Below are 25,113 nucleotides of genomic sequence, written 5' to 3' on the forward strand. Positions count from 1 at the left end.
TTCACTATCTAAAAAATAATCGTCAATTGGAGCTGACGATTATTTTCATTTATAAATCAAAATCTTTAGTCAATTTGTCAACGACTTGACGGAGGAGGGTTTTGTTGATGTTATATTTGATATTCTTATCTTCTTCGTTAAAGGTTAGTAGGCGTTGGTTGATTAACTTTTTTGTGTGGAAAGACACGCCTGCGGTGGTAATACCGATTTTTTCAGCAATGTCCTTATTCTTCATGTGAGATTTAACCAATTCAACTAGGACTTTGTAGCGGTTGGTATCACTCAAACATTTAACGATTTCGGAAAAGCGTTCTTCGTTAAATTGTTCAACATTGGATAAGTAATGTGGTGTTGATGTAGAGACAACTAATAACCCCTTTGCTTCATTTTCTTCCGTGATAAGGGCAAAGGAGCCGATGAGCTTACTAACAACCATAACATGCACGTCATCTAGTTGGCCAACATAATCTAGAAAATTACTTTCGTGTTCACTGATACGAAGAGCGTTTAAATCAAGCTGAGCTGAAAAATTAGCAAGCTCTTGACTATATTTTTTATAGTAGGGGTCGTAAATAGCCTTGACCTTTTTTAAAATAACCGCAAATTTGCTAACCATCTCCTTAGGGTGTTGAGCAATAGTGTAACAATACCACTTTTCTTGAGCTGAAAATCGGTCTGATTCCTCTAGTAATTGGGAAATAAGCAGACCTCGTCTGTCCTCAGCTACTTCCATTGCTTCTAGCAGACTCTCGATAATACTTTCTGCTGACATTCCCTCAAAAAATGCTAAGGTTTCTTCAAAAGTCTTAGGGTCTTGCCCTTGTCTAAGTAAATTCCAGTAGAGGTAAGAAGGAAATTTAAAATGAGGTCCTTTTAGAATATAAGGTGCAAGTTCATCTTTTAACGGAGCCAGAGCTTTTGCTACTTCTTCATAATCAGAAAGCACATCCTTATTGACAGAGCTCAATAAAACCTTGAAATCATCTGAATAATCCACGACTGCCATAGCACTGATGGCTAGAAATTCGAAAATCTGACCTCGATACGCCTCAAAATAATAAGTTGTCATTATAATTCTTCTTTACGTTTAATAGAGTAACCATAAATAGTTAAGCCGACGCTTAACAAAATCATTAGCACAATAATTGTAGAGGATTTTACTAGCAAAATCAAGCCTGAAAGCAAAAGCTTCATGAGAATATTTCCTGCTTGAAAGTAAGAAGTCGTACCATTTGAGACCGTGGCAATCTTATCTTCTGGGACTTGATTCATCATAGTCGCTACAAATTTAGGATTGATAAAACCTAGCAAGACAATCATAATACCCAAAATCATTAGCACAATAATTGTAGAGGATTTTACTAGCAAAATCAAGCCTGAAAGCAAAAGCTTCATGAGAATATTTCCTGCTTGAAAGTAAGAAGTCGTACCATTTGAGACCGTGGCAATCTTATCTTCTGGGACTTGATTCATCATAGTCGCTACAAATTTAGGATTGATAAAACCTAGCAAGACAATCATAATACCCAAAATCATTAGCACCCAAAAGATATTATGGTAATAAAAACCAGCAAACAATAAGATACTAAGGAGCAATTCTGCTAGTAATAAGTTGATGGTGTGAGCATGATGTAAGAAACGCATGCTTAAAACATTTCCTAAAACATTACCGATAGCTGTCACAATAGAGATGGTTGCAAGTGTTATGGCAGAATTGACGATGACAAACTGCTTATCTTCAGCAATCAAAAGAACAACTATAAGAGATAAACTTGAAAACATGCCATTCATGATAGGGACGGAGCTCATCAATATGCATCAATTCTCTAAGGGCATCTTTAAGTCCTAACCATAATTCATTGAGCAGGCCGGATGCTTCTGATTTCCGAGTCTCTACTGAAGTCGTGCCCAGCGTTTGATAGTGTTCTTGGCACAGCAATGCTTTTAGAGAAGGCCTCAAAGAAAAAATAATGAGACCGCAAATTAAGAAAGTGCCAGAGTTGAGGAAAGCGTGGGTTCGGTAAGACAGGAAGGTGATAAGAGCGACACCTGCTCCTTGAAAAGCGATATCTAGGTCGAAAGAAATAGCTTGGCGAAAAGCCAGAGCATCTTGACGGTCATCATTGGAGACCACTCGTAGACTGATGGATGTGTACAAGCCATTCTCGTACTGACCTGCTATCGCTGCTAAAAATTCAACAAGAATGAGGAAGGCAGATAAAATCGGAAAGGTCTCCGAGGCAGAAATCAACGAAATGGCGAACTTGGCGGTAGGTAAAAGTAAAACGTAATTCATCAAAGCTAGATAATAAAGGACATCCCCGAAGTTTGATAGCATGTCACTAGCTAAAGTTGTCATGTAGAGGCGATTGGTTAATAGTTTTTTTATAAACACCAGCTTAATATATTTTGTTCTATTAAGTAATTACTTGATTATGTTTAGCATTCATATTCATTAAGCCAATACTTAATTTAAAAAGAATTATCTAAAATGAATAAAACAGATGCTAAATAACATTAAAGTGACACCCCTACTACTTTTATGCTAAAATAGAAGGCAGGACAAAAAGGACAAACCAACATGATTTACCTAAAAAGACTACTTAGCCTTATCATTTTAGCTAGTCTGGGCTTCATGATTTGGCAGCACGACAGCAGACAGCGCGCCTTTGAAACGCGTTTTCGCAAGCAGACACCCCTCTTTGAGAAAATGGTCGCCAAAAATTCCAGCTACCGAGCTCTCCCCTTTGAGGATAAGCTAAAGATTCGCCCCATTATTTTGAAAAATATTGCTGCGCTACAAGCTCAAGGTTGGTCCCAGACGACGATTCAGACGACCTACCTAAACAGCCTCTACCTCCGCTCTGACATATCAAAATCTCTCAAAAAACAAATTGAAAAGCCTGTCAAACAAGCCCGCATCATCGGCAGTAACAGCTTTCGCCAACTCTGGCAGACTGAATACGGCAACGCTGAAAATCTCAGTCAAGACAAGGCAGACAAACTACTCCACCTGATTATGACCAGCATTAAGATGCCAAAAGCTCTCAACGGTCAAGTCAAGCAGACCAAACGATTGCTCAGCCATTTCGATAACAGCCTGACACCCAGCGACCCCTTCTGGAGCCAATTAGCCCTGCTGGTTCAGACGCTTTACCCTAATGATGATTTTACCCTAGCAAGTCCATTTAGTGACCAGGTTCATCAGCTACGCTATATTATTTCTGGCCAACAAGCCCAGTGGGTCCGCCATTTCTATCGTGAGGACGGCGAGACAGACAGCGATGCCCTAGCCAAATACTTGGCTCACCTGTCCAAGGACGACTACAGTCTGACCGAATCCTCCCGCTACCACAATAAAGTCGCGGCAGAAAAAACAAGCAGTGGCAAACTCAAAGCGGTTTATGCGGATAACGTTGAGCAGAGCAATTTCAAGGTGCTGATTAAGTTCCACTCGGAATTTATTGTATCCGAGCAAGGACAATTCTTGAATGAGACGGATGTCGAAAATCGCTCCAGAAATGCAATCATCAATAGCGCTAGCTTCAATTATGCCAACCAAAACGACGCCAGACACTTCCAGTTAGATGTCAATTCTATCGAGCCCCACGAGCCTAAGTTTGCCTTGCAAGCTCTGCTCCACGGCGACAGCGTCTTCATGGTGCCAACAATCAAGCAACAAAAATCCAAGCACAATAAAATCTTTAGTCGCAAAGGAAAATCCTCAAAACAGCTGGTCAAGGCTGTGGTTAAACAGTTTTCTAAGCTCATCGACTATTACCAATCCGTCATCGGAAACATCAAAAAAGAGAGTTAAACGCGATTAACCCTCTTTTGTCTTATTCAACTTAACGCATCACTGCTCCAAGTTGGCTGATGATGGCGTGGGTCACACCTGGGAAGGCAAAAATCATGTTGCCAAGGTCTTGACCTGTGATTTTTTGGTTGATGATGAGGGTCATCATGTTGAGAATTGCTTCCGCATCATCACTGATTAGTTCAGCACCGACAAGGTGTTTATTTTCATCCAAAATGAAGGTAATTTCAGCATCTTTTTCATTTTTTGTTTCAAAGAGGCTAGCTTGACCGTATTTGTATGGGATGATTTGGAGATTTTCATTGGCTTTTGCTTCTTTGACTGTCACACCGACTTGTCCAATACGTGGAAGGGTGAAAACAAGGTTTGGAATAGCTGGGTAGCTGATAGCTTCTTGGTTTCCTAAGATTTGACCGGCGATGTATTTTGATTCAAAAATAGCCGTCGGTGTCAACTTAGGCACGGTTTTGTCAATGACATCCCCTGAAACGTAGATATGTGGATACTTTGTCCGCAAATGGTCATCAACTTTGATACCACGCGCTGACGCTTCGATACCAAGTGATTTAAGACCGATATTTTCAACGTTTGCCACACGTCCTGTCGCGTCTAGGACATAGTCAACTTCAAGCGCAAGCCCATTTTGCGTCTTAACAAGATAACCCTTAGCCACTTCTTCAACGGAGGCAACTGCTTGGTTGAAGTGAAATTGCACGCCTTGTTTTTCCAAGTCAGCTACCACTGTCGCCACATAATCTTGGTGGTAAGCAGCGAGCGCTTGGCTGGTAAATTCAATGATATGAACTTCTTTGCCAAGAAGTGCCATCATTGAGGCAAATTCAAGTGAGATGATACCAGCGCCAATCATGACAAAGCGGTCTGGAAGAGCATGAAGAGACAAGAAATCACGGCTGTCTTTCAAGAATTCTTGACCAGGAATGTTGAGGCGAGCCTCGCGAGCGCCAATTCCGATGATGATGTTCTCACCATAAATTTCTTCACCGTTGACCAAGACCGTGTGCTCACCTGTCAATTGACTGTGACCTTTGATAAAGTCAAAGACGAGGCGTTGGAACATACCGTTCAAAAATTGTGGGAAGGGGTTAGTCACTGCATCTTTGTAAGCCATCAATTGAGGCCAGTTAATGGTGAAATCACCCTCTTTTCCGATACCTTGGTAACGGTTTGATTTATGAAGAACTTCAAATGGTCCGTCCAAGAGAATTTTGGCATCACAACCATAGTTAGTACAGGTCCCACCCTCAAGGTCCTTTTCGATAATCAAAACTGACTTGCCAGCCTGTTTCAAAATTGTTGCGCCATGCCAGGCTGCATGACCACTTCCGATAAAAATCGCATCATATTGTTTCATAATTGTCGCTCCACTTCTTTTTAATCGTACGCGATTGATTTACTTTGTTATAACACTTCCAAACCATTATTCAAGAAAATGGTTTGGAAAAACATGGTATAATAGAAACATGAAAGAGCAATTACCCTTAGACGAACAATTTTGTTTCACGGTCAATGAGACCCATAAATTATTTAATAAATTCTATCAAAAAGCGCTTGAGAACTACAAACTGACCTACACCCAGTACACGGTCCTGCTAGCACTTTGGGAAGAGGACAATCGTCACCTCAAGGAGCTGGCTTACATTTTATCCCTGAATTCCAATACGCTGACGCCTTTGCTGCGCCGAATGGAAGAGCAAGGCTGGCTGGTGCGACACAAACCCAAAGAGGACAAACGCCAGTTGATGATTCAATTAACAGAAAAAGGACAAGCTTCCAAGGACAGCATCCAGGCCTCTGTTCGTTCTTGTGGTGCCTGTCTCAGTGGCTTGTCAGAAGAAGAATATCGAACAGCTCTGTTATTTCTCCAAAAAATCAATCAAGCCTTACGTGAAGACTAAAAACCAGATTGCCGAGACAATCTGGTTTTTGTTTACTATGGGTTCATGTTAACGCGGTGCCATTCGTTGACAACATAACATAGTTGCTCCAACTCGTAAAGTCCAACACCATTGATCTCGCTATCAGACTCTGTTGCGCCACCGAGACCTTTGGTGTAGATGGCAACGATATATGGAGTTGTTTCTTGAACAATTGCTCCGACATTCAGCGCCTCACGTACATAACCTGGCTTTTGAGCAACCACTAAATCTGGCAAGAGGGCGTGGTAATAATCTTGTGGAAAGGCTTCTTCTAGGTATCCAATCAAGTCACTATACTTGTCCTTGTGCTTCCAGAGGTAATCTAAAACTTGGATATAGTAGTCCGTTGTTGTTTTATTTCCCTCTTGGCGAATGGTTTTAACTTCTTTTGATTTTGATTTGCCGTAACGCCCAAACATGGTGTAGGCCTTGTCCATACCTCCGATGCGTTCAGAAAGGGCATAGGCTGGCGTATTTTCTGAATAAACTAGTGAATACTTTTGCATGTCTGAAATGCTCATAGCTCCATCGAAGGCTGCAACGTAATTGTTGTGTTCGCCGATATATTCGTAATCAGTATTCGTAATGTCAAAACGTTCGTCCATTGATATTTTGCCTTTAGCTACAGCATCAACGACCAACATATTGAGTGGTAACTTGTAAGTTGAGCCCGCTGTCATCAACTCGGTATCGTTCATAGATGCCGTCTGACCGCTGGCTAAATCCTTATAGGAGAAGGCAACTTGGTCATCAGCTATACCATTTTCCGCCATGTAAGCCTTAATGGTGTCTTCTAAAGATAGGTTGGCATAATCATAATAGAGTCCCAAATTGCTCAAAGCTGTCGCTTCTGCTGTCATGACTGCCTGCTTAGCTTCTGCTGATTTGACTGTGGCAGTCTCTTTTTTAGTAGCTGGTTTTGATGAACTTGAACTACTTGTCTGCTTGACGGATGTCTTTTGAACCTTGTTGTTTTTTGTCGATTGCTGAAACATGACTGAAAAAACAAATAGCGTCAAGAGTGCCAGCAAAACACTCACTAAACTTCCTAAAATTAAACAGTCCTTTTCTTTTCGCACATCCTCCTCCTCATAACTGTTTTATTATAAGCATTATTTAATGAAAAATCAAATGGTTTTTAGGCGTTTTTATTAAATTGTTAGAAAAAAAGAAGTTGAGCAACAAGTCTCAACTCCTATTTTAGATTCAATGTGTTAAATAAGATTTACGCTTTGGCAGCTTTGTAAAGTTCGTCAACTTTGTTCCAGTTGATGATTTCAAAGAAGGCATTGATGTAGTTAGGACGAACGTTACGGTAGTTAAGATAGTAAGCGTGTTCCCAAACATCAAGTGCCAAAATTGGTTTTTTGCCTTCTGAGATTGGTGTATCTTGGTTAGCTGTTGAAGTGATTTCAAGTTTGCCTTCAGCATTGACAACCAACCATGCCCAACCTGAACCGAAACGTCCAGTTGCAGCTGCTGTGAATTGGTCTTTGAAAGCATCGAATGAACCGAATGTTGCATCAATATCCGCTGCTAGTTCTGCAGAGATTTCAGTTTTTTCTGGTGACAAAAGTTCCCAGAAAAGGGCGTGGTTGAGGTGACCACCACCATTGTTGATAAGTGCTTGGCGGATGTCTGCTGGAATTGACTCAACATTTGCAAGAAGAGCTTCCAAATCTTCACCGATTTCTGGATGTTTTTCAAGTGCTGCGTTAGCATTTGCCACGTAAGTTGCGTGGTGTTTATCGTGGTGAAGAGTCATTGTTTCTGTATCAAAATGTGGCTCAAGTGCGTCGTAAGCGTATGGTAGATCTGGTAAAATAATTGCCATGATGTTGTCCTCTTTTCGTTTTTGTACCCTTATTTTATAGAAAAATGGCAGAGCTTTCAAATAATTTGTCTGCAAAGATTCTAATCAAGGATAAAAGCTAAGCTAACTTAGTATGTGCGATTTTTAAGAGAGCAATGTCGAATAGGTACTCCTTTTCGTAAGTACCAGTCTTGATGGCGTAGTCCGTTTCAATCAAAGTTTTGATGGCGGTCTTCAAGTAAGCTATCGATAAGGTTCTAGAATCACGTAGCGCAAATTTAACCTGATAAGGATTGACCTTCCGACCTAGATAATCCGACAAATCTGCCACAATCTGCGACTCATTTTTCCCATGACTGGCTAGAATTTTAACTTGCAGAAACATACGAAATTGCCCTAAAATGATGGCGATGAGCTTGACGTCATCTTCACCTTGCAAGCGTAAATCACGTACCAAATCACGCGCAGCATCAATTTTCCCTCGGAGAACCATCTGAGTCAGGTCAAAAATATTGTCCTGCAGACTCTTGGGAATAGCTTCGCTGATATCCTTTGAGGTGATGTGACCATCTTTTTTATAGGCTTTTAGAAAGGCAAGATTTTTCTGAATATCGCTGAAATCAAAATTGGACTTGATGAAAAGCTCCTCAAAAACACCCGACTCAAAAATCAATCCCGCTTGGTGAGCCTGTTTTTGGAAATAGGTGCGGAGGTCCGCTTCTTTTAAGGCATTAGCTTCGAGAACCTTTGCATCTCTTTTCAGCAATTTAACCAGGCGACGTTTGCCATCTAATTTTCCCGGAGCAAGTACAATCAATCGCGTCGTATCAACTGGATTTGCCAAATAAGCCTCAAACCGCTTGAGGGCAGCTTCGTCCAAGTAAGACTTTTTATCCGTAGTCAAATCTTGAAAGTTATCAAAAATGACGATTTTGTAGTCAGACAGAAAGGGCAGGCTCTCCAAATCCATCTCAGCCGTCGCATAATCCTCCTCTGACAGGTCAAAATAAGAATAGGTCAAGTCGTCCTTGTCAAAAGCAACAGCTTCAAACAAGCGCTCCTTCATCTGAGCATACTGCCCTAAATCCTCACCTGCCAAAACTGTCACTAAACCAATATTATCAGGGCTCATACGCCCAATTTCTTCGATTGCAATCATGGGACTATTATAACATGAATAGTCACTTTTCTGCTTAAGGAACCAGATAAAATCCTTAATAAGTCATTTCTTACTTCTCAAACAAAAGAATACCAGCAAAGTCACTCGACAGGCTAGCGTCAGCACCCAGCCCACATAAGGAATCAGCACCGCTATGTCCCCAAGACGAAAAAGGATAAACGTCCAATGAAAGCCAGCGTCTCTTAGACGGCGAACCTGAATGGCGAAATTGGGGAGTAGGATGACGATTTGCCAGAGAATGGCTAGCGCTGAAAAGACTAAAAGAATGGGCAGTAACCTAGCCCAAATCATGTCTTGGTAGGTCGGCGCCAGATGAAAAATATTGGATTGTCTGAGAAGGACATTTCCAAACAAGGGAAGAGCAACTAGACCAAAGCTAACCAAGCTAATCAGGCTGTTGACCAGATAGGTCAACCAAAACTGGCTACGACTGGTTCTCCCTTTAAAGTAGACAAAACTTTTCCAAAAGTCTTTGTAATCTGATAACATCTTCCCCTCCTAAAAGGTCAAGCGCATTTGGTACCAAGCTACGCCTCCGTGTTCAGACGAGGAAATGCCTTCGTTGATAAATCCGAATTTGCCATAAAAGCCAAGAAGGTCCTCCTTACAAGTTAGGACAATACCTTTCTTTCCTTGGGAGTTGATGTCCTGAATGACTCTGGTCATGACCTGACTGGCATAACCCTTGCCACGAAAATCAGGGTTGGTCACGACTGAGAAAATCATGAACCAGTCGCCAGCAGGATTATGCAGATTAGCGTCATCGTACATATCATCTGTCAAATCTGTTTGGTTAGTCGCCATGCCATTGATAAATGCCAGCACCGCCTCATTGTCCTCCAACAGCCAAAAATAATCTGAGAAAACCGCCAAACGGTCATGAATGCTGTCGTAACTAGCGCCTTCTGCTTTAGGGTAAGAAGCAGCTTCGATAGTAGCTAAGTTGTTCAAATCATCAAGGGTTGCGTGGCGCAAGCCTTGCTCCGACAAAGTGTGAGAAAAATCTTCTCTAGTCATCTTATTGTCTCACTTTCTAATACTTTCATTATAGCACAAAAGAGAGCGTTGAGGCTCTCTTCTTTAGTCCTCCAAGTCCAAGGAATACTGATGGGACGCCAGTTGTTCGTAGGGATTAGTTACATCCTTGAGGTCAATTTCATAAATGCTGCTGGCGCTTGGATTGAGATGCTGATAGACCTTCTTCCAATCAATTTTTCCTTGCCCTAGTGGAAGGCTATCGTGGCTAATCCCCATAGAATCCACCAAATGATAATGCTGGATATTGGGTTTTAAGGTCTCCAAAGATTGTACCAGCGCAGCATTGTCCCCAGCTAAATGAATGAAGGCGTGTGAAACGTCATAAGCTAACGGGAAACCCGCCTCCAAAATAGCTTTATCATAATCGGGTTCACCGAATGAAAACAGAGGCGAGATGCCGTTTTCAAAAAAGATATGCCCTTTACCTAATCTAGTCCACTTTTCCAATTCTCTAAAAAGATAGTCATTGGCAGCTTCAAGACTGCCGTAATAGTCAACCGTAGCTGGGTTACGCAGTTCATAAGAGCCGTGCACTAGCACCTTGGTGTCATAAGAATCAGCCAAATCTAGCAAGGCTTCCGTTGACTCTTGCAAAAAAGCATAGGTCCTTGGAAAAGTCGCTTCTGGCACAACCATCTCTAAATACTCATTTTCAAAAGTCATGGGATGATGGAGCACGATGCGTTTGGTGGCTTGGACTTGCACTTCCTGAATAGCCTCCTCCAAACGTCTCAAACCTTCTTTGCTGAAATTCTTTTGGCTAGTATAAAATTCGAAAACGTCTGGGTGGTAGATTAGACGGCTGTTGAGTTGCTGGCTATCGCTACTTGATTTTAAGCCTAATAAATGTTTCATGCTACTCCTTTTATCAGTTTTAATACACTTCTTCATTATAGCATCTCTTGGCAAGTGCTGTCAGTCAAAAAGAGACTGAGCCATCTGCCCAATCTCTCGTCTTCTATTTGTCCAGCTCCAAAAGATATTGATAATTAGCAAAAAGCTCCTCACCTGAGCTTGCTTGCCCACGAAGGTCGTACCACTCACTTATCGCCCTTATTGAGCAAGAAAGTTGGGCAAGATTGGATACCGCATTTGGCAGTGAAGTCAAAGTCTGCACTGGCAAGTGTCTTGTCTACCAAGGCTTGCGCCACCTCCTCTTTACTGACTTTATCGGCTACGCCAAATGCTTGCGCTAACGTCAGATAAACATCAGGCTTGCTCAAATCCGCACCATCTTGATAAAAAGCCTTTTGCAGAGCAATAGCAAAACGAACAAACTCTTTACCAGTCAAATGAGGTCTAACCAAAGCCAAACCAGAAGCTGGATGCGCTGAATCCATCAGTTGACTATCGTCGTCAAATAAATCATTGTAGGCATCACCAAAAGTCACACCGTACACGTCAGCAATCTGCTGATTGGCAGCTTTGATATGACCATAAGCAGAAATTGGTGCGACGCGGTCACCTGTAAAAAGACCACCACTAACCAAACAAATATCAAGGTCATCAGGCATTCGGTCTAAAAATTCTGAAACTGCCTTATCAAAACCATAGCACCAGCCACAATAAGTATCAAAAAAATAGTAAATCGTCATCTCACTCTCCGACTAAGGACAAACGTTGACGAATATGGTTTTCTTCTACGATATCAACGAAGCCTAAAGCATAATCTTCATAAGAAATGTAGCTCTTACCATCATTGTCTCGGACCATTTCTTCACCAGCAATACGATACTTGCCTGTCTTTGGTCCATTGACATCTAAGAAATCGGCAGGGCTGACATAGCTGTCGCTGTTTCCTTGAATGCTTCTGGGAAATCAGCCTCTTGATAACGTTGCAAACTGTGCTCTTGGTTGACAAACAAGCTACCAGCACCACCCATCATGACCAGTCTCGTTGAACTTCCTGCCAACAGCTCTGCAAATTTTTCAACCATCTGCATGTGGAAATCGGCTGCGCCACCGAGTGCGCTGACTAGCACATCCGCACCAGCAATATCCTCTTTAGTTAATTCAAGGAAGTCTTTCACAATGACTTGCTCTGTCTGAGTCGATTCTGGACGGCGAACCACTTCTGTCACATCATGCCCACGATTGACTAATTCTTTAACAATCAAATGACCTGCTTTACCACTGGCACCAAGAACTGTAATTTTCATAATAAACCTCTTTCTTTTTTAAAAAAACTTGTACTTTTTAAATTTACAAGTATAGTTTAGCACTTCTTAACCAGGCTGACAAGAAAAAGGTTTGGCAATGAAAAATGAGTCTGGTATAAAATCCTAACCTCATCGTATTTTGTCTAGACAGGTTGCGAGTCTCAGTTGAGACGACAAAATCGATTTCTGTCTCACTCTCATCCCTTATCTGGTCTAATCACTTCGGATTTCAGCCATTTTTGACTGACCTCTTCTGACAATACTTGCTCAAAAGCTAACTTTCCCAGCTGGTAAGATTTATGGTCGATGGTGATGAGACCTAAGTGCTTGCTAACCAATTGCCTGTCTTGTCCGATGACCAGCGGAGCAGTCACTTGTTTGTCCTGATAACCGTCCAAGATTCCCGCTGCCATATTGTCGCTGTTTGCGATGACGACATCGATTTTTCTCGGCGCAACTAGGAGTTGCTCGACCACAGCGTAGCCATCCTCATAGGTATTGACTCCTCCAAAAGTCAGGGGCTCTTGCTCTCCAAAGACCGCCTCATAAGCTGCCATGGCTGTCCGATAGGTGGCTGAGTCGGGGTTGTTTCGGGTAAATAGCAGAGCTGGATTGGTGAGTTTCTGCTCCTTAAGTTGAGTAAAGATACCCAAGTAAGCCCAGTAGCGGTCCACAAAAGCCGATGATAGGAGATTATGCCCCTTCAAATCTTCCAAAAGTACAATGCGACCATACTTGGCATAGCCTTCGATTACATCAACAGAAATTTCACGCGAGGTGAAAATCAGGGCATCAATGGCTGCATGACGTAGCTGCTCCAGATATGAAATCTCCAACTCGTGGTCATAATTAGAAGGCATCATGACCAGCTGATAATGACTTTCTTTAGCCGCATCCAAAAGACCATTGATGAGCTGGGTAAAATAGGGGTGTCGGGTATGAGGAATAACGACGCCAATCTTCATAGTCTTGCCACGACTGAGGTCACGCGCCACCTGATTGGGACTATAATCCAACTCGGCAATGGCAGCCATGACCTTTTCTCTAGTTTTATTGGAAACATGTGGGTGGTTGTTGAGCACCCTTGAGACGGTGGATTTAGCAACACCAACCTTCTTTGCGATATCACTGACTGAGGTCATTCTAACTCCTTCTCCCTAAGTACATTGACTTTAGGTATTCTATAAATTTATCAAATAATTCTCGATACCGTAGCCGACACCATCTTGGTCATTAGACTTGGTCACCTTGTATGCTAGCGACTTGATATCGTCAAAAGCATTAGCCATAACAATTGGATAACCCACCATTTCAAGCATGGGAATGTCATTATGCCCATCACCAAAAGCGGCCGTCGCTTCTTTTCTTAGCCCCTCTTTTTGCATGATAAAGGCAATACCTTTTGATTTTTTAGCACGGCTATGCGTGATTTCAAGATGAAAAGGTCCTGAACGCTGAATAGTCACGCCGTCAAGTTCCAAGCTCTGCAAGTATGCTTCCATCTCAACCATAGTCGCCTCATCAAAGGTAATCATCATGATTTTGAAAGTATAAGTCTCACCTTTAAGAAAGGCTGACTCTGTCAAAATAGTCGGGTCTTGAAGCGTAATGCTGGTCTCGTATCGGATTCCGTCATCTATTTTATCACAATACCAGCGGTTTAGGTCATAGTAAGACAAGCTGACGCTTGGAAAATGCTGGCGCACCGTTTGTAACAAGTGCTGAGCTGTCGCTTTTTTAATAATCTCGGTATGAAGTGGCTTAACTGCCCCATCAATGAGTTGATAGATGAGCCCACCATTAAAACCAACTTGAACCCCATCCAAACCAAGTGCATCGATAGCTTGACGCATTTCCATTGGAGCACGTGCTGATACCAAGGTGACTGGAAGACCCGCTTGACGAATTTTTTGTGCATTTGAGTCACTAACCCAACCCTTGCTGTTTAAAAGAGTCCCATCCATGTCAGAAAAGATACGTTTAATCATCTTCATTTACCTCGTTTTCATTTCTTGACTACAGTATAATAGCTGGAACGCGTTCCAGGTCAAGTACTTTTTTTAATTTTTCAAAAAAACACCGAACCACTGTCCGATGTTTCCTAAAATTATGCTTGGAGGGCTTCAACAACAGCCTGTCCAACAGAACGAGCTGGGGAAATTTTGACTGTTTCATCGTAAACTTTGACAGATTTGCGACCAAACATGATCCCTTTAAAATCATTCGTAATCATCAGGTCACCTCTTTCTTGAAACAAACGCAGTCGTGTGCGATTATTTTAGTTTACGCTATGATACTTGACTCGCCAATTAAAGTGACTTCGATGAAGAGTCGTGACAACGTAATCGAAGACTTGGTCTTACCAATTTCTGTCACGCTTTCTTCTTGCATCGTTTAGTTCTATATGGTAATATTTAGGTAAATAATAATTCTATATAGAACTAATTAAGAGGAAGGCATGACACAAGCATCGTTATTTGATTCAGACATGGTAGCTACTGCTCCGCTTGCTAATCACATGAGACCTGAAACTTTAGATGATTTTGTTGGTCAGGAGCACTTGGTTGGTCAGGGAAAGTTTCTGCGTGATACGATCAAAAACGACCAGGTCTCTTCCATGATTTTCTGGGGACCTCCTAGCGTTGGAAAAACAACCTTGGCTGAAATTATTGCGTGGCGAGGACCCAGTTTACATTGCTAGACGACTGATTCAATTTGCTAGCGAAGATGTTGATTTAGCTGACAACAGCGCTCTAATCTGGCCATTAACACCTTTCAAGCCTGCCAATTTCTTGGGCTACCTGAGTGTGACGTTCACCTGATCCAGTGCGTTATTTATCTGTCACTGGCTCCCAAATCCAACGCTGTCTACAAGGCACGCACAGCTGTTCAAAAAGATATTAAGAAGACGCAAAACGAGCCTGTCCCACTTCATCTGCGAAATGGCGCGACTAAACTGATGAAAGAAGTTGGTTACGATAAGGGCTATCAGCTGGCGCATTTCTATGAGGATAAATTGACCGCCATGCCAACGAGACCCGACAGCGTTGCTGACCACGTTCACTACAAACCAACTGAGGAAGGCAACGAAGCTCGGGTTAAGCAACGGCTAAAATACATTCAAGATTGGAAGAACAGGCATTCAACACACTTTTCAACTGATGATTAGAAGTAAAGGAGACAACTATGACCATTTCAAAATCAGGAGGCTACCTGACCTTGCAGGTACGTTTTCTCAACGGACGTTTATTTAATCGGCTTTTAGCCCAAGATGGCAGAGCCATTTATTCGGCTGAGCAGGGCAAGATTTTATCTGCTCTTTGGAGAAAATCTCCTCAAACAGCAACGGATATTGCAATTGTGACAGGCTTGGCCAACAATACCTTAACCCAAATGTTAAAAAAATTGGAGGAAAAGGGACTAATTACTAGCGGACCGCATCCGACTGATAAGCGCAAGCGATTATTTGACCTAACCGACTTAGGAAAAAGTCAAGAAGTTGTTGGCAATGAGGTTAGTCGGGAACTGGACGACATTTTTTACAAGGGCTTCTCTGACCAAGAGATTGCTCAACTGAACGGCTACCTAGAACGCGTGGTAGCCAATCTCCAAGAAGGCTTAGACAGAAAGGACAATAAATGATTAGTTTCAACCATATCAGCAAATCCTACGAAGACAACGAAGTCTTGACTGATATCACTTTTTCGATTGCAGATGGAGAATTTTTCGTCTTGGTTGGACCAAGTGGGAGTGGGAAGACAACCATTCTCAAGATGATTAACCGCTTGATTGAGCCTAGCTCGGGTCAAATTAAGCGTGATGATAAGTCGATTTCGACTATTGATTTGCGTCAGTTGCGTTTGGAGACAGGCTACGTCCTTCAACAGATTGCTCTCTTTCCAAATTTGACCGTGCAGGAAAATATTGAACTCATTCCTGAAATGAAGGGCTGGGACAAGGCTCGTCGTCTAGAAAAAGCGCGCCAGCTATTAACCAAAGTCGGACTTGACCCTGATAAATACTTGACCCGCTACCCTGCTGAGCTTTCTGGTGGGGAACAGCAGCGTATCGGCATTTTACGGGCCATTATTGCTGAGCCGAAGGTTCTTCTCATGGATGAGCCTTTCTCGGCGCTGGACCCGATTTCACGCCGACAATTGCAGGAATTGACCAAGCAATTGCAGAAAGAACTTGGAATCACCTTGGTTTTTGTCACTCATGATATGAAGGAAGCCATGCGATTAGCAGACCGCATTTGCATTATCAACGATGGGCAGATTAAACAGATTGCAAATCCAAAAGACATCAAGTCGCGTCCTGCCAGCGATTTTGTGCGCCACTTATTTGAGGAGGAAGACTAGATGCCCAACTTAATATCAACCTTTCAAGACCGATTTAGCGACTGGGTGACGAGCTTGGTTGAACACTTGCAAATCTCTCTTTTGACTTTGCTGGTTGCCATGCTGATTGCTATCCCGCTTGGGATTCTCATTAGCAATTCTAAGCGCATCAGCAACTGGATTCTTCAAATCACTGGTATTTTTCAAACCATTCCATCGCTAGCGCTATTAGGTTTATTCATCCCTTTCATGGGAATTGGTACCCTACCCGCCGTCGTAGCTCTGGTGGTTTATGCCATCTTTCCTATCTTGCAAAATACGGTCACTGCTATCCGCCAAATCGACCCCAACTTGGTTGAGGCTGCCACTGCTTTTGGCATGACCCACTGGGAACGGCTCAAAAAATTTGAGCTAGCTCTCAGTCTGCCAGTCATTGTGTCTGGGATTCGGACAGCTGCTGTTATGATTATCGGGACAGCTACACTGGCTAGCTTGATTGGGGCTGGCGGACTTGGTTCCTTCATTCTCTTAGGGATTGACCGCAACAACACTTCACTCATTTTGATTGGGGCTATCTCATCAGCACTGCTAGCCATTCTTTTCAACATCGTGATTGGGTATTTGGAAAAAGCCAAGCTCAAAACCATGGCGGTGGCTTTGCTCATTATGCTGATAGGACTATCTGGTTCTTACGCGCCAGCCTATTGGCCTAAAAAACAGCAAGAAACCCTTGTCGTTGCTGGGAAAATGGGAGCTGAGCCTGAAATCCTCATCAATATGTATAAACTGCTCATCGAGGACGAAACCAACATCAAGGTAACCGTCAAACCGAACTTTGGGAAGACAACCTTCCTTTACAAGGCGCTTAAATCTGGCGATATCGATATCTACCCCGAATTTACGGGGACCGTGACCGAGAGCCTGCTCAAAAATCCGCCTAAGGTGTCGCACGACCCCGAGGCTGTCTACAAGGCTGCCAAGGCTGGTATTGCTAAACAAAATAAACTAGCACTGCTCAAGCCTATGGCTTATCAAAACACCTATGCTGTCGCTGTGAAAAAAGACTTCGCCACTGAAAATGGCATCAGCAAAATCACTGACTTGGCTAAGGTCCAAGACACTGCAAAAGCTGGTTTCACCTTGGAATTTAACGACCGCCAAGATGGTAACAAGGGCTTGACCTCACTCTACGGACTCAACCTCAATGTCGCAACTATGGAACCAGCCCTCCGCTATCAAGCCATTCAATCAAATGAAGTGCAAATCATCGATGCCTACTCAACCGACGCGGAGCTGGTCAAATACAATCTGGTCGCCCTCAAAGATGACAAGCAACTCTTCCCACCTTATCAAGGAGCTCCGCTATTGCGCCAAAGCACTTTGAAGAAATATCCAAAAGTCAAGACTGCCCTCAACAAACTAGCTGGCAAAATCAGCGAAAAAGAAATGCAGAGCATGAACTACAAAGTCGGTGTGGAAGGCAAGTCTGCTAAAACCGTCGCCAAAACCTATCTTGAAAAAGAAGGTCTGTTAAACTAAAGGAGAACTCCCATGAAAGCAACACAATTATCCATCGATACCCTTGACCGAGCTCAAGAACGTTTTCTTGACACCTTAAACCAAATGACTGTGGACCAGGCAAATACCATGCCTCACCCACTTATCAAATCGGTGACTTGGCTCATTTGGCACACCAGTCGCATGCTGGACTACCAAGTTTCTCCGCTGGCTGGACTTGACCAACTCTATACCACTGACGGCTTTAAAGACCGCTTCAATCTTGATTTGCCCGACGATACTCAAGACTGGAAGCACACGCCTGAGGAAGCTGCAAAGGTCGTGGTCAGCGACAAGCAAGTTTTGATTGATTATTTGGAGGCAACAATCGCTCGCGCTAAAACTTATTTGTACACCCTAGACGAAAGCAGTCTTTCTGATATCATCGATCGCTCATGGACACCAGCCGTTACCCGTGATGTCAGATTAGTGTCAACCATAGATGACGCAGTCATGCACTCCGGACAAGCGGTCTACACACGTCGCCTAGTCATTAACAAATAAACGAGGTAGCCAAGATGAAAGCCATTCAAGTCAAAAATATTGAAGGCACTTTACCACTAGCTAGGGTAAGCAAGTGTAATGCAATGTTAATGATATTTTCAATAATTGATAAAACAAAAGATACTTAACTAAAAACGAGCTCGACCGAGTTCGTTTTTAGTTTGCTAAAGTTAAAATCGAATTGCTAAACAGTCAAATCGTCTAAATAGCCCCTGAACATTCTAAGAAAATCGAAAAATCTCAACTCAAGTCAGGTCATTCTCCCATAGGGTATCCACAAGGTTAATCGGGGAAGGACGGAAAGGTTTTTACCGAAAATTTGATTATTTGAGGTGAGCCAGCTTATTTTTAGTCAAGTTAGCCTCCATTTCTGCTTCAACTTTTTTGAATTCACTTTTTATTAACATAATTAGTCATCAGCTATTTATAAAACTGATGATTCACCACTTAAAATCATACCATGAATTAAAGAGCAATAACAAAATTTCAAGTAAGCCTATTTATCCTTATTAATTTAACTAACTAACCCGTGGTGCTAGTTAATTTCAAAATACTATAAAAAGTCCAAAAGGACTATACTGTAAGTGACTAAACAAACAGAGAGGACGTCCAAATGAGCCACTTACAGTATACCGCTAAATCTCATCACTTACAATGGAATTTAAAGCAATTATCAAAAATATGCCATCAGCTGTATAGGAATTACTGTCCTGAATCTTTCAAACATCGTCGAAAGGTTAACCTATCTAAGGTTTCAGACCAATCTCTATTAGTCTTACTTATCTTGCAAGCTGAACTGGGAATTAAGTCTCAACGTCATTTCTATCGTATCTGCCAACTATTTTCTTGCGGAAGGTTACTGGAACGAAGTCGTTTTAACCGGCGAGCACGACAACTGATTTGGTTAGTTCAACTCATCAGACAAGCAATGAATACCCAACTATCTCTTGATACCATTGTTATCATAGATAGTTTTCCCTTATCACTATGTCAACCTGTCCGTAATTATAGGACACGTATTTTTAATGGCTTGGCAGACATTGGTTACAATGCTTCCAAGAACCTATGGTTCTATGGGTTCAAAGTTCATATGCTGGTCACTCTATCAGACTATATTCTGAACTACGTTGTGACACCAGCATCTGTTCACGATATTAGAGCCGTTGAGGACTTACTGGAAAACTGCCATCACTCTTACATTTTGGCTGATTTGGGCTATCTTAGTCGCGAGCTTAGAAATAGTTAAGAATACAATATCCTTTTCAAGGAAAACTTTATTCACCTCACCGTCTCAATCTTCCAATTTCGCCACCCCGAGAAACGGATTGCCCCTTGCTCATCCGTTCGATAAATAGTAGTTTCCTTCAATCGTTCCAATGTTTCTTGGTGAGGGTGTTTGTAGCGATTATTTTTCCCAGCGGAAATGAGGCTGACGCTAGGTGATAATTGTTTGATGAAGTCTGGACTGGATGACCCTTTGGAGCCATGGTGACCTGCTTTCAGCACATCCACCTGCAAATTGGGATAGGCTGAAAGCAAATCTTTTTCCCCAGCCTCTTCCAAATCACCTGTAAAGAGAAAAGTCTTATCGAGCAATTTGCCATACAGAACCAGCGAATCATTGTTCTTGCCATCACCAACCTCCCAAGGGTAAAGCACCTGCAAGGAACTTCCCATAATCGGCACTCTGTCACCAGCTGAAAGAGCTCGCACGTGCAGCTTCATCGCATTCAGTCGCTTGACAAAGTCACCATTCGTCAAACTTCCCTGACTAACCAGCACCTCGCCAACCTTAACTTGTCTTGCCACCACTTCCATGTCCCCCATGTGGTCAGTGTCGGTATGGGTCAGCACCAGCTGGTCAATCTTTCCAATCCCACGACTTTTCAAATACGGCAGAAGCGTCCGTTCAGCATTAGCATCCGACCTGCGCTTGCGCCAAGCCTCCTTGACCCCAAACTCCACCTTGCCACCCGTATCAATCAGAACCGTCTTCCCACGCCAGTCCCTCAGCAGAATGCTATCCCCCTGCCCAATATCCACCACCGTCACCTCATTGGTCAGTGGATTTTTACAGATGAAAAATAGCAGAGCAACCAACACTAGCAATCCTCGACGCCAGCTCTTTCTTTTATGATAATCATATAGGAAACCCAAACCTAGCAGCAGGGCTAAGAGCAGAAATGAACTGGGCTGACCGAAAACCAACTGACGAGGAAACAAAGCGCCAGCCCCTTTTAACAAAACCTCCAAAAGCTCAAATAAGGGATTGACAAAACTTAGCCGTACCAGCGGTGCCAGCAAAAAGACCAAACTCAATAGAGGCAGAAAGACCAAGTCAAAGGCAAAGCCCAACAAGGCGGTCAAGACAATCGAAAGGGGTTGAAAACTAGCAAAATAAAGCATGAGTAAGGGTAGGACGCCAAATGTGATGCTGACTGTTTGACCCGCTATCTGTTTGACCTTGGATAGTCCTTCAAAGCTTGTCATAGATAAAATAAAGGCGTAGGCAAAGCTTAAAATCCCACCTGTCGTCTGCAGGAAATTTGGCATGATAAAGAAACAAACTAAGAGTGTTGCGGCAAAATTATCAAGTTTCTTAAGTCCTAGATTGGATAAAATAGCTTGTAGCAATGACCGTACCACAGACACCGTAAAGCCAGTCATGCCTGCATAGGCAAAGGAGAATGGTACTTGCAACCAAGCCACATAATCCCGTCTCGCACCCAATCTCAAAAAGAAATAGCGAAAAATTCCCAAGAAAAAACCAACTTGCATCCCAGAAAGAGCAAATAGGTGGATGATACCCAAACTACTATAAAGGTCACTCATTTCCTCAAAAGACTTATCCAGATAGCCGAACAAGAGCCCTGACATATAGTGGCGCATGGGATTGGGGAAGGTCAAGCTAAGTAAAATAGCTTGACGACGTTTCTCCTGCAACCATTCCACAGGTGTTCTCGGAGAGATAACTCGCACTGACTGAATTTGTTCAATCCTAGCAAGGCGGTAAATGCCTTGTGTTTTGAGGTAACGCCTATAATTAAAACCACCAAAATTACGTTGACCATCTGGAATTTCTAGACTTGCCTTAACGTTAAGTTGAACAGTCTTATTCAAGTTAGCAAATCGCTTTTGTTCATCCTGACTCTTCAAGGGATAAAAAGCTTGATAGGTCTGTCCTTGCGATTTCCCGCGGAAGCTGAGCAAATCACCATTCACGCTGATGGTATCTGGGATGACTTGGATGCTGGTCAGTTGCGAGGGCTGAGCCTTGTCCTGCACCGTCTCATCATGTCGCAAATAGGCAAAATAGCCTGAAAATAGGGATAAAATGACGAGAGTTTTTAAGACGTTTTTTCGGTCTTGGTTGAACCATAGGCAGAGCAAAGAAAAGACAAATAGCCCCAGCCCTGCTATTGACCAAGAAAATAGCAAAAAATAAAGCTGGACGATGAAAAATGCAAGCGAGATGGGCTTGAGGGGCAGACGGCTAATCAACCGTCACCTCTGCTCTCAGGCGCTCCAAGGTCTTGTCGCCGATGCCAGAGACATTGCTCAAATCATCCACCGACTTAAAGCCACCATTACTGTCGCGATAATCCAAAATGTCCTGAGCACGCTTTTCTCCGATACCTGAAATGGTCTGCAAGTCTGCTAGCGTCGCCTTATTGAGGTTGATTTTTCCTTGGCTAGACTGTGTTTCTGATGCCGTTGAGGTTGCAGGTGTGGCAGTAACCTCGCTGACTGCTTCGCCAACTTTTGCGACATAGACCACTTGTTCATCGGCTACTTTCTGAGCCAGATTGACTGAGTTTTTGTCTGCCTCTCCCGAGAAGCTACCCGCAACCTTAACCGCATCAGTCACTCGACTGCCAGCGGGTAAAGTGTATACACCTGGTTTTTGCACCGCTCCTTTGACATCGACAGTCACTTGCTGGCTTTCAGTCGCCACTTTTTCTTGAGACTGATCTGTTTTGGGCTGAGCAGACGATTGCGAGACTGCTTCAAGCTGCGGTGTCAGTTGGCTGACCTGCTCGACTTTTGGCTCTGCCTTTGTCACCAAAAAGACAGCAACCACAAGGACTGCTCCCAAGACAAGGCCAGCCTGCCACTTGTATTCTTTTGCTTTTTCTAATAACGTTTCTAACATAAAAAGACCTCCACTTACTTATTCGCAACGGAAGGTGAAAATCTTTTACAAAAGCTGAAAAAATTCCTATAATGGAGCTATTAGATCAAAAGGAGACCCTATGACACGTGCACTTCTAGTCGTTGACATCCAGCAAGCCTTGATTGACCTAGAGCCAACCAACAAAGACACTTATCTAGCCAAGGTTGACAAAGCCATCGCTCACTTCCGAGAAAGAGGCGAGGAGGTCATCTTCGTTCAACACACCGAAGATGATAGAGAATTGCTGGCGCTTAATAGCAAGGGCTGGCAGCTCTACGCAGGACTTGATGTCAGAAAGGATGATAAAATCATCCGCAAATACTTCAACTCTGCCTTTCGAAAAACCAACCTCGAAAGCTACCTAAAAGAGAAAGCCATTGACCACCTTGTCGTCTGTGGCATGCAGGTTGAGTACTGCATCAATGCAACCCTGACCGTTGGCTTTGAAAAAGAAATCAATCTAACGGTTCTATCCGACGCCGTCACCACCTACGACCGTGATAACATGACTGGTCAAGCCATCATGGGTTTCTACAACCAAACTATCTGGCCAAACTTCGCCAAAGTCATCCCAACAGACCGACTGAACTAGCTAAAAAGTCCTCGGCAATCACACCGAGGACTTTTCTATTATTTCAAATGTTTTTCTGGTTTCCAAACAAAGCTAGCAATGTAGCTAAAGATTAGGGTCAAGATAACCACAACCAACGCTACGAGTCCAAGTGGAATACGGTAGATGTAGGTCAATGGATTTGGTTTCTTGCCATTGTTATAAGTGGCATTTTCAGCATCCAAACGGTCAAATTCTGCTTGGATACGGCTGGCTACTTCTTCAATTCCCTCGTCATTCATGCGTTTGATGTCTGAGATATCGATTGGATTCCCAAAGTTCATGTCCACGCGCTCACCAGTCACAAGTCCCTTCAATTCACGAGGTCCCTCATAAACAACAGGCATGATTTTAACCTTAGCCATCTTAGCAATGACAGCAACACCACCCTTAACATCTGTCGAATGACGGCTACCGCTTGGAAACATAATCAAAGAACGTTTGCTTTTCTTGAGCATCTTGATTGGGTACTTGATAGCTTCTTGACCAGGATTGTCACGGTCAATGGGGAAAGCCCCACACATGCGAATCCACCAACCGAAGATACGGTTGGTAAACAATTCCTTCTTAGCCATGAAAATGAACTGCTTAGGACGAGCAGCGAAAGCCATATAGACGGGGTCCCACCAAGTACGGTGTGGCGCCACCAAAATATAATTCTCATCCTTGTTCAAAATTTTGTCTTCATTATGGAAATGCGCGTTGCCATTGAAAATCCACAGCAAGAACATGACCAATCCACGTAAATAAGTATAAAACACGAGCTTTTTCCTTTCCTAAATCAAATTTTTAACTTACCTTATTCTACCATGCTTAGGCTAATTTAGAAAGAAGAAACTGGTTTTGAAGTGCAGGCTTGGGGGATTTTAGCTATTCTGCGCCAGCAATTTTTGCTATAATAAGCCTATGACAAATCCAATTTTAAAAGAAAATGAACGTATCGACCAGCTTTTTTCGACTGATGTGAAGATTATTCAGAACAAGGAAGTTTTTTCCTACTCTATCGACAGCGTCCTCCTGTCGCGCTTTCCCAAGTTGCCATCGCGCGGGCTTATCGTGGACCTTTGCTCTGGTAATGGCGCCGTTGGGCTCTTTGCTAGCACCAAGACTTCTGCCAAGATTGTGGAAGTTGAGCTTCAGGAGCGCCTAGCGGACATGGCTGAGCGGTCAATCCAGCTAAACGACCTTAGCGACCAAGTGACCATGGTTAACGACGACCTCAAAAACCTGCTTAACCATGTGCCACGGTCACAAGTTGACCTCATCCTCTGCAATCCGCCCTATTTTAAAGCGACGGAGACCTCCAAGAAGAATATCAGTGAGCACTATTTGCTTGCCCGCCATGAGATTACGACCAACCTAGAAGAAATTTTCAGCGTAGCTAGACACGCGCTCAAGTCCAACGGTCGTATGGCCATGGTTCATCGTCCTGACCGTTTCTTGGAGATTATTGACACCATGCGCCAGTATAACCTCGCGCCCAAACGTATCCAATTTGTCTATCCCAAGCTAGGCAAGGATGCCAACATGCTCCTCATCGAGGCTATCAAGGACGGCTCAACCGAAGGCATGAAAATCCTCCCGCCCCTCATCGTCCACAAGGACAACGGCGACTATACCGACGAGATTTTCGAGATATATTTTGGGAAAAATAGCAGAGCTAATGGCTGATGCAGTAGCTTACATGTACGTGGTCCGTTGCGCAGATGACACGCTCTACACCGGTTACACAACCGACTTAGAGCGCCGCATCAAGACCCACAATGCAGGCAAAGGCGCTAAGTACACCCGCGTCCGCAGACCCGTCAAACTCATCTACTCTGAAAGTTTCGCTAGCAAAAACCAAGCCATGTCCGCAGAAGCCACCTTCAAACGCAAAACTAGAAAACAAAAACTCGACTACATCGCCACACACAAAAATGAGGACTCGACTAACGACTAACCATCAAACCATAGATTAAAAGAGGAAGGACTCCCAAAATAA

Annotated in this window: 27 protein-coding genes and 2 pseudogenes; 11 read left to right on the forward strand and 18 right to left on the reverse strand. The window is 43.1% G+C overall.

The annotated features are described in order from the left end of the window. Positions 1-49 precede the first annotated feature (49 nt). Genes IYQ92_RS01430 through IYQ92_RS01440 form a run of 3 tightly spaced genes read right to left on the reverse strand, consistent with a single transcriptional unit; the run spans position 50 to position 2,359 of the window. Entirely contained in the window at positions 50-1,069 is a 1,020-nt protein-coding gene (locus tag IYQ92_RS01430; RefSeq protein ID WP_195674980.1) for an ArsR/SmtB family transcription factor, read from the reverse strand. Beyond that, positions 1,069-1,791: a hypothetical protein gene (locus tag IYQ92_RS01435; RefSeq protein WP_195674981.1), complete on the reverse strand. Its 723-nt coding sequence runs from the start codon at positions 1,789-1,791 to the stop codon at positions 1,069-1,071. Before IYQ92_RS01435 ends, IYQ92_RS01430 begins: the two co-directional genes overlap by 1 nt. After that, complete coding sequence (locus IYQ92_RS01440) at positions 1,739-2,359, reverse strand: hypothetical protein (protein ID WP_195674982.1); 621 nt, start codon at positions 2,357-2,359, stop codon at positions 1,739-1,741. Before IYQ92_RS01440 ends, IYQ92_RS01435 begins: the two co-directional genes overlap by 53 nt. A 222-nt stretch (positions 2,360-2,581) precedes the next feature. Between IYQ92_RS01440 and IYQ92_RS01445 the strand changes: the two genes are divergently transcribed. After that, positions 2,582-3,817, forward strand: coding sequence for a DUF3114 domain-containing protein (locus tag IYQ92_RS01445; protein WP_195674983.1), 1,236 nt, complete (start codon positions 2,582-2,584; stop codon positions 3,815-3,817). 31 nt (positions 3,818-3,848) lie between these two features. Here IYQ92_RS01445 and IYQ92_RS01450 read toward each other — a convergent pair whose 3' ends face one another. After that, on the reverse strand, positions 3,849-5,189 hold the full coding sequence (locus IYQ92_RS01450; RefSeq protein ID WP_195674984.1) for a dihydrolipoyl dehydrogenase family protein: 1,341 nt from the start codon (positions 5,187-5,189) through the stop codon (positions 3,849-3,851). Between the two features lie 109 nt (positions 5,190-5,298). Between IYQ92_RS01450 and IYQ92_RS01455 the strand changes: the two genes are divergently transcribed. Continuing rightward, complete coding sequence (locus IYQ92_RS01455; protein ID WP_195674985.1) at positions 5,299-5,733, forward strand: MarR family winged helix-turn-helix transcriptional regulator; 435 nt, start codon at positions 5,299-5,301, stop codon at positions 5,731-5,733. Between the two features lie 35 nt (positions 5,734-5,768). Here IYQ92_RS01455 and IYQ92_RS01460 read toward each other — a convergent pair whose 3' ends face one another. From IYQ92_RS01460 to IYQ92_RS10475, 11 genes are all read right to left on the reverse strand, one after another. Then, positions 5,769-6,833, reverse strand: coding sequence for a serine hydrolase (locus IYQ92_RS01460; RefSeq protein ID WP_195674986.1), 1,065 nt, complete (start codon positions 6,831-6,833; stop codon positions 5,769-5,771). Between the two features lie 146 nt (positions 6,834-6,979). Continuing rightward, positions 6,980-7,588: a superoxide dismutase SodA gene (gene sodA, locus IYQ92_RS01465; protein WP_195674987.1), complete on the reverse strand. Its 609-nt coding sequence runs from the start codon at positions 7,586-7,588 to the stop codon at positions 6,980-6,982. 97 nt (positions 7,589-7,685) lie between these two features. After that, complete coding sequence (gene holA, locus IYQ92_RS01470) at positions 7,686-8,726, reverse strand: DNA polymerase III subunit delta (protein ID WP_195674988.1); 1,041 nt, start codon at positions 8,724-8,726, stop codon at positions 7,686-7,688. A gap of 63 nt (positions 8,727-8,789) precedes the next feature. After that, positions 8,790-9,236 carry a DUF805 domain-containing protein gene (locus IYQ92_RS01475; protein WP_195674989.1) on the reverse strand — a complete coding sequence of 149 codons (447 nt, stop codon included), beginning with the start codon at positions 9,234-9,236 and terminating at the stop codon, positions 8,790-8,792. Positions 9,237-9,245: 9 nt separating this feature from the next. After that, positions 9,246-9,764, reverse strand: coding sequence for a GNAT family N-acetyltransferase (locus tag IYQ92_RS01480; protein WP_195674990.1), 519 nt, complete (start codon positions 9,762-9,764; stop codon positions 9,246-9,248). 63 nt (positions 9,765-9,827) lie between these two features. After that, positions 9,828-10,640, reverse strand: a complete 813-nt coding sequence (locus IYQ92_RS01485; RefSeq protein WP_195674991.1) for a TIM barrel protein — start codon at positions 10,638-10,640, stop codon at positions 9,828-9,830. Between the two features lie 185 nt (positions 10,641-10,825). After that, positions 10,826-11,380, reverse strand: coding sequence for a DsbA family protein (locus IYQ92_RS01490; RefSeq protein WP_195674992.1), 555 nt, complete (start codon positions 11,378-11,380; stop codon positions 10,826-10,828). Positions 11,381-11,545: 165 nt separating this feature from the next. Beyond that, positions 11,546-11,944 carry an NAD(P)-dependent oxidoreductase gene (locus IYQ92_RS01495; protein ID WP_229311257.1) on the reverse strand — a complete coding sequence of 133 codons (399 nt, stop codon included), beginning with the start codon at positions 11,942-11,944 and terminating at the stop codon, positions 11,546-11,548. A 197-nt stretch (positions 11,945-12,141) separates the two neighbouring features. Further along, entirely contained in the window at positions 12,142-13,086 is a 945-nt protein-coding gene (locus tag IYQ92_RS01500; RefSeq protein ID WP_195674993.1) for a LacI family DNA-binding transcriptional regulator, read from the reverse strand. Between the two features lie 39 nt (positions 13,087-13,125). Then, entirely contained in the window at positions 13,126-13,932 is an 807-nt protein-coding gene (locus IYQ92_RS01505) for an HAD family hydrolase (RefSeq protein WP_195675064.1), read from the reverse strand. A 119-nt stretch (positions 13,933-14,051) separates the two neighbouring features. Next, the gene (locus IYQ92_RS10475) at positions 14,052-14,177 is read right to left on the reverse strand and encodes a hypothetical protein (protein ID WP_267490022.1); all 126 of its coding nucleotides are present in this window, start codon (positions 14,175-14,177) and stop codon (positions 14,052-14,054) included. 225 nt (positions 14,178-14,402) lie between these two features. Here IYQ92_RS10475 and IYQ92_RS01510 point away from each other — a divergent pair. The 6 genes and pseudogenes from IYQ92_RS01510 to IYQ92_RS01535 form a co-directional block, all read left to right on the forward strand. Beyond that, a pseudogene (locus IYQ92_RS01510) lies at positions 14,403-15,113 on the forward strand (hypothetical protein). 17 nt (positions 15,114-15,130) lie between these two features. Further along, a complete protein-coding gene (locus IYQ92_RS01515) occupies positions 15,131-15,586 on the forward strand; it encodes a MarR family winged helix-turn-helix transcriptional regulator (RefSeq protein WP_195674994.1) in 456 nt (151 codons plus the stop codon). After that, complete coding sequence (locus IYQ92_RS01520; RefSeq protein ID WP_195674995.1) at positions 15,583-16,305, forward strand: ABC transporter ATP-binding protein; 723 nt, start codon at positions 15,583-15,585, stop codon at positions 16,303-16,305. Before IYQ92_RS01515 ends, IYQ92_RS01520 begins: the two co-directional genes overlap by 4 nt. Then, the gene (locus tag IYQ92_RS01525; RefSeq protein ID WP_195674996.1) at positions 16,306-17,823 is read left to right on the forward strand and encodes an ABC transporter permease/substrate-binding protein; all 1,518 of its coding nucleotides are present in this window, start codon (positions 16,306-16,308) and stop codon (positions 17,821-17,823) included. A gap of 12 nt (positions 17,824-17,835) precedes the next feature. Continuing rightward, positions 17,836-18,345 carry a DinB family protein gene (locus tag IYQ92_RS01530; RefSeq protein WP_195674997.1) on the forward strand — a complete coding sequence of 170 codons (510 nt, stop codon included), beginning with the start codon at positions 17,836-17,838 and terminating at the stop codon, positions 18,343-18,345. Between the two features lie 613 nt (positions 18,346-18,958). After that, positions 18,959-19,585 (forward strand): annotated as a pseudogene (locus IYQ92_RS01535) (IS982 family transposase); the annotation flags it as partial. A 38-nt stretch (positions 19,586-19,623) separates the two neighbouring features. Here the strand turns inward: IYQ92_RS01535 and IYQ92_RS01540 are convergent. After that, complete coding sequence (locus tag IYQ92_RS01540) at positions 19,624-21,846, reverse strand: DNA internalization-related competence protein ComEC/Rec2 (RefSeq protein ID WP_195674998.1); 2,223 nt, start codon at positions 21,844-21,846, stop codon at positions 19,624-19,626. Continuing rightward, complete coding sequence (locus IYQ92_RS01545) at positions 21,839-22,498, reverse strand: helix-hairpin-helix domain-containing protein (RefSeq protein WP_195674999.1); 660 nt, start codon at positions 22,496-22,498, stop codon at positions 21,839-21,841. Before IYQ92_RS01545 ends, IYQ92_RS01540 begins: the two co-directional genes overlap by 8 nt. Before the next feature lie 100 nt (positions 22,499-22,598). Here IYQ92_RS01545 and IYQ92_RS01550 point away from each other — a divergent pair, with 100 nt between their 5' ends. Further along, positions 22,599-23,111 (forward strand): cysteine hydrolase family protein, encoded by a 513-nt coding sequence (locus IYQ92_RS01550; RefSeq protein ID WP_195675000.1) that lies wholly within the window; start codon positions 22,599-22,601, stop codon positions 23,109-23,111. A 38-nt stretch (positions 23,112-23,149) separates the two neighbouring features. Here the strand turns inward: IYQ92_RS01550 and IYQ92_RS01555 are convergent, their stop codons facing one another. Next, positions 23,150-23,890, reverse strand: coding sequence for a lysophospholipid acyltransferase family protein (locus tag IYQ92_RS01555; RefSeq protein ID WP_195675001.1), 741 nt, complete (start codon positions 23,888-23,890; stop codon positions 23,150-23,152). A gap of 145 nt (positions 23,891-24,035) precedes the next feature. Between IYQ92_RS01555 and IYQ92_RS01560 the strand changes: the two genes are divergently transcribed. Next, positions 24,036-24,800 carry a tRNA1(Val) (adenine(37)-N6)-methyltransferase gene (locus IYQ92_RS01560; RefSeq protein ID WP_195675002.1) on the forward strand — a complete coding sequence of 255 codons (765 nt, stop codon included), beginning with the start codon at positions 24,036-24,038 and terminating at the stop codon, positions 24,798-24,800. Further along, positions 24,793-25,071: a GIY-YIG nuclease family protein gene (locus IYQ92_RS01565; RefSeq protein ID WP_195675003.1), complete on the forward strand. Its 279-nt coding sequence runs from the start codon at positions 24,793-24,795 to the stop codon at positions 25,069-25,071. Before IYQ92_RS01560 ends, IYQ92_RS01565 begins: the two co-directional genes overlap by 8 nt. Positions 25,072-25,113 lie beyond the last annotated feature (42 nt).

This window comes from Streptococcus sp. HF-1907, from assembly GCF_015594605.1.
Taxonomy (GTDB): Bacteria; Bacillota; Bacilli; order Lactobacillales; family Streptococcaceae; genus Streptococcus.